This is a genomic window from uncultured Devosia sp. (assembly GCF_913055165.1).
GTDB lineage: Bacteria > Pseudomonadota > Alphaproteobacteria > Rhizobiales > Devosiaceae > Devosia.
The window spans coordinates 1-5,004 of record NZ_CAJXJS010000109.1; the positions used below are offsets into that span (position 1 = coordinate 1).

Annotated in this window: 5 protein-coding genes; all 5 read left to right on the forward strand. The window is 61.5% G+C overall.

Annotation, left to right across the window (positions count from 1 at the left end; all coding sequences use genetic code 11):
* On the forward strand, positions 1 to 875 hold an 875-nt coding region (locus tag QZ564_RS18900), incomplete at its 5' end, for an ABC transporter substrate-binding protein (protein ID WP_297113452.1).
* Positions 876 to 1,037: 162 nt separating this feature from the next.
* Positions 1,038 to 2,069 (forward strand): branched-chain amino acid ABC transporter permease, encoded by a 1,032-nt coding sequence (locus tag QZ564_RS18905; RefSeq protein ID WP_297113454.1) that lies wholly within the window; start codon positions 1,038 to 1,040, stop codon positions 2,067 to 2,069.
* 1 nt (position 2,070) lies between these two features.
* Complete coding sequence (locus QZ564_RS18910) at positions 2,071 to 3,210, forward strand: branched-chain amino acid ABC transporter permease (protein ID WP_297113456.1); 1,140 nt, start codon at positions 2,071 to 2,073, stop codon at positions 3,208 to 3,210.
* Positions 3,211 to 3,222: 12 nt separating this feature from the next.
* Positions 3,223 to 3,987, forward strand: a complete 765-nt coding sequence (locus QZ564_RS18915; protein ID WP_297113458.1) for an ABC transporter ATP-binding protein — start codon at positions 3,223 to 3,225, stop codon at positions 3,985 to 3,987.
* A gap of 14 nt (positions 3,988 to 4,001) precedes the next feature.
* Positions 4,002 to 4,760: an ABC transporter ATP-binding protein gene (locus QZ564_RS18920; RefSeq protein ID WP_297113460.1), complete on the forward strand. Its 759-nt coding sequence runs from the start codon at positions 4,002 to 4,004 to the stop codon at positions 4,758 to 4,760.
* Positions 4,761 to 5,004: the final 244 nt, after the last annotated feature.

The window sequence follows — 5,004 nt, forward strand, 5'->3', positions numbered from 1 at the left end:
GCCTGACCCATTCCAATGACACCACCGGCAAGGACAAGCGGCGCTACGGCTTCCGCCACTTCTTCAACGCCTACCAGTCTGGTGTGGCCCTGGGCCCGATCCTGAGCTCGGAATACGGCAATGACCGCCGGGCCTATCACCTGACCGCCGACTACACTTGGGGTTGGACGCAGGAAGAGTCGATCAAGAACACGACCGAAGGTCTTGGTTGGGAAACCGTGGAAACCGTCCGCACGCCTCTGGGTGCTGGCGACTTCTCGCAGTTCCTCACCCCGGTGCTGAACTCGGGCGCCGACGTCCTGATCCTGAACCACTACGGCAACGACATGGTGAACTCGCTGACTCAGGCGGTCCAGTTCGGCATGCGCGATCGCCAGGCGAACGGCAAGGACTTCCAGATCGTGGTTCCGCTGTTCTCCGAATTGATGGCCAAGGGTGCTGGCGCCAACATCAAGGGTATCTTCGGTACCTCGAACTGGCACTGGAACCTGCAGGATCCCGGCTCGGTTGCCTTCACCAAGTCCTTCGGCGCCGCCTATGGCTCCCCGCCGTCGCAGGCCGCTCACACCGCCTATGTGCAGACCCTGCTCTATGCGGACGCAGTGGAACGTGCCGGTACCTTCTATCCGCCCGAGGTCATCAAGGCCCTGGAAGGCCACGAGTTCGATGGCATGGGCAATGGCCGGACGCTCTACCGCGCCGAAGACCACCAGTGCATGAAGTCGGTGCTTGTGGTGCAGGGCAACGACAACCCGACCAGCGAGTACGACGTGCTCAACGTTGTGCAGGAAGTCGATCGCGAGACGGTCAACTATGACCCCTCGATCTTCGGCGGCGAGCTCGGCCCGGCGGAGCCAGCCCCCCTCTGCGCCTAAAACTACTGAGGGGCAAGGATCCGTCCTTGCCCCTTCCGGTCTGCCGGCGCCCGGCTTCCCGGGTGTTTCCGCCTGCGCAACCGCAGCCCCGGAGTCGTTCGGATATCCAGCGACGGCATTGCGCGATGAACCGAGAGGTCATCGCCTCCAGCGGAGCATCAAATGTTCGAAGTCATCTTTCTGCAATTTCTCAATGGGCTCGATAAAGGCGCTGCCTATGCGCTGATCGCCCTTGGTCTGACCCTGGTGTTCGGTACGCTTGGGGTCGTGAACTTTGCGCACGGCGCCTTGTTTATGCTGGGCGCTTTCTGTGCCGTCATGTTCCGCCAGTTCCTGACCCTTGAAACGGTCACCATCGACCCGACCCAGACCTCACCCTGGGGCGCACCGCTGGAGATTCGCGAGCCCCTGGTACAGACCTGGTTCGGGGATTTCGGAGCGGTGCTGGTTAATTACTCCGTTCCGTTCTCCATCCTGATCACCATTCCGATCATGCTGCTGGTCGGCATCGCGCTGGAACGCGGCATTATCAAGCACTTCTACAAGCGTCCCCATGCCGAGCAGATTCTCGTCACCTTCGGCTTGGCCATCGTGGCACAGGAAGTGATCAAATCGATCTTCGGCCCCAATCCGATCCCCCAGCCCATGCCCACCGATCTGCGCGGCGCGGCCGATATCGGCTCCTGGATCGGCTTCCAGGCCAATGTGATCACCTACCCGCTCTGGCGCCTGATCTATTTCCTGTTCTCGGCTATCGTGATCGGTGGTGTCTTTGCCTTCCTCCAGTTCACCACATTCGGCATGGTAGTCCGCGCCGGCATGGCCGATCGTGAAACCGTTGGCCTGCTCGGGATCAACATCGATCGCCGCTTCACCATCATGTTCGGCCTCGCCGCCATCGTCGCCGGCATGGCCGGTGTGATGTACACACCCCTGCTGCCGCCCAACTACCACCTGGGCATGGATTTCCTGGTCCTCAGCTTCGTGGTCGTGGTGGTCGGCGGCATGGGCTCCCTGCCTGGCGCCGTCGCCGCTGGCTTCCTATTGGGCATTCTGCAGTCCTTTGCATCCATGACCCAGATCAAGGCCATCGTCCCCGGCATCGACCAGATCATCATCTATCTGGTGGCCGTCGTAATTCTACTGGTTCGCCCGCGTGGTCTGATGGGCCGCCGCGGTGTCATGGAGAGCTGACATGACCAATTTCATGTCCCGCAACGATCTGTTGCTGTTCCTGGGCTTTGCCGTCGTGGTCCTTGCCATGCCGATCTGGCTCACGCCCTTCGGCGCCGGCTATCCCGACCTGCTGCAGCGCTTCATGATCTTCGGTATCTTCGCCGTTGGCTTCAACATCCTGTTCGGCCTGACCGGCTATCTCAGCTTCGGCCACGCCGCCTTCTTCGGGGTTGGCTCCTATGCCGCGGTCTGGTCATTCAAGCTTCTGACGCTCGATGCCATTCCGGCCATGATCTTTGCCGTGATCATCTCGGGCCTGTTTGCCCTGGTCATCGGGTTTCTCTCGCTGCGCCGGTCAGGCATCTACTTCTCCATTCTGACCCTGGCATTCGCCCAGATGAGCTACAATCTGGCCTATTCCGTGCTGACCCCCATCACCAATGGTGAAACGGGTCTGCAACTGACGCTCAATGACCCGCGCGTGCTCGATGCTGCACTGGGGCAGACCTTTGTCGGGCAACCCGTGCCGACCCTTCTGGGCCAGCAACTGGGTGGCTATGCAGGCTTCTATTTCTGCGCTGGCTTCCTGATCCTGTCCTTCTTCTTTGCCCAGCGCGTCGCCGGTTCACCCTTCGGCATGATGCTCAAATCCATCAAGTCGAACCAGACGCGCATGCAGTTCACCGGCTTCAACACCCGCCCCTATGCGCTGTCAGCCTTCGTGATTTCGGGCATGTATGCCGGTCTCGCCGGAGCCCTGCTGGCCGTTACCGACCCACTGGCCGGCGCCGAGCGCATGCAGTGGACGGCCTCTGGCGAAGTGGTTCTCATGACCATTCTGGGCGGCGTGGGCACTCTGGTCGGTCCCGTCATCGGCGCCTGGATCATCAAGTACTTCGAGAACATTCTCTCGGCCCTCAATGACAACATCCTTGCCCAGTTCTGGAGCTTCCTCCCCGAGGGCGTTGCTGATGTCGTGGTCAAGGTCACCAGCAAGTTCGTCGGCGATGGCTGGCACCTCACCCTTGGTCTGGTGTTCGTCATTATCGTGATCTTCCTGCCTGGCGGCATCATGGAAGGCGTGCGTCGCCTCACCGCGGTCGCACGGCGCTCCGGTCCGCCCGGCGCCAAGTCGCACCAGCCCCAGCCAGCCGAATAAGGACAAGCACAAATGGCCAATTCCAACGTTGTCCTGCACGTGGCAGACGTTCACAAGCGCTTCGGCGGCCTGCATGCCCTGGCTGACATCGACCTCCAGGTCGAGGAAGGCAAGACCCATGCGATCATTGGGCCGAACGGTGCTGGCAAGTCGACCCTGCTCAACGTCATCATCGGCAAGCTGGCGCCGACCAGCGGCCAGGTAGTGTTCGACGGGAACATGCTCACTGGGCGCAAGCCCTATCAGATCAACCAGCTCGGCATCGCCCGCGTCTTTCAGACGCCCGAAATCTTTGCCGACCTCTCGGTCTTGCACAATGTGATGATCCCCGCCTTCGCCAAGCGCGATGGCACCTTCACCCTCAACATGTTGCGCTCGCTCGACAGCGAAACCACCATTCGCCAGGAAGCCGAGCACATGCTCGAGGATGTCGGCATGCTCAACCGCCGCGACATGCACGCGGGAAGCCTCAGCCGTGGCGACAAGCGGCGCATGGAACTGGCCATGTGCCTGATCCAGCATCCGCGCCTGTTGCTGCTCGATGAACCAACGGCGGGCATGAGCCGCCACGACACCAACACCACAATTGAACTTCTCAAGAAGATCAAGGAGCGCGGGATGACCAAGGTCATCATCGAGCACGACATGCATGTGGTGTTCTCGCTCGCCGACAAGATTTCCGTACTCGCCCAGGGCCGCATTATCGCCGATGGCTCGCCGGACGAGGTGCGGGGCAATCCCAAGGTCCAGGAAGCCTATCTCGGAGGGGCCCATTGATGAGTTCCGTCGCCATGCAATCCGAAACCATTGCCGCCGGCAGCAATACTGCCGAACTCGACACCACCCGCCCCTTCTTCTCGGTGCGCGACATGCACGCCTATTATGGCGAGAGCTATATCGTGCAGGGCGTTTCGCTCGATATCCGAAAGGGTGAAATTCTGGCGCTGCTCGGCCGCAACGGGGCGGGCAAGACATCTACACTGCGGACCATCGCGCGAACCGACAATCCGCAAATGCGCCAGGGCGAAATCTGGCTCGACGGCATGCCCATTCATGAGATGAGCAGCTACCAGGCCGCGCGCGCCGGCATCCAGCTCGTGCCAGAAGACCGGCGCATCATTCAGGGCCTGACCGTGGAGGAGAACATCAGTCTCGCCAAGGTCGCGCCGGGCAATGGCTGGAGCCTTGAGCAGATCTACGAAAGCTTCCCGCGCCTCGCCGAACGCCGCACACAGGAAGGCGTGACGCTGTCCGGCGGTGAGCAGCAGATGCTGGCCATCGCCCGCGCGCTGGCAAGAGACCTCAAGCTTTTGCTGCTCGACGAGCCCTATGAAGGCCTTGCGCCTGTCATCGTGCACGAGATCGAACGCATCCTGCACTCGATCAAGCCACTCGGCATCACCACCATCATCGTGGAGCAGAACGCAGTGGCCGCACTGAAGCTGGCGGACCGCGCCGTCATTCTCGACACCGGCGAGGTTGCCTTCGCCGGCACGGCCAAGGAGGTCCTGGATAACGCCGACCTTCGGCACGAATATCTGGCGATCTAGCTGGTCGCCGGAAACTCCATCGGCACTGTTCCGCCAGGAGCACAGCCGCGGCCCCCTGGGCCAACCAGTTACCCTGGGTTCTGTGAGCATCAAGGCATGTTGCCGATCTCACCCTCTCCCCCTCGCAGGACCCAGGGTACTTCGAACCGGCGGCCATGCCGCAAAACCGCTTCTGTCTAGCGGTGGGATGCTAGAAAGGCGTAGCGGACGGCATCCCGCAACGCTCCCGGGGCTTACCCCGTCC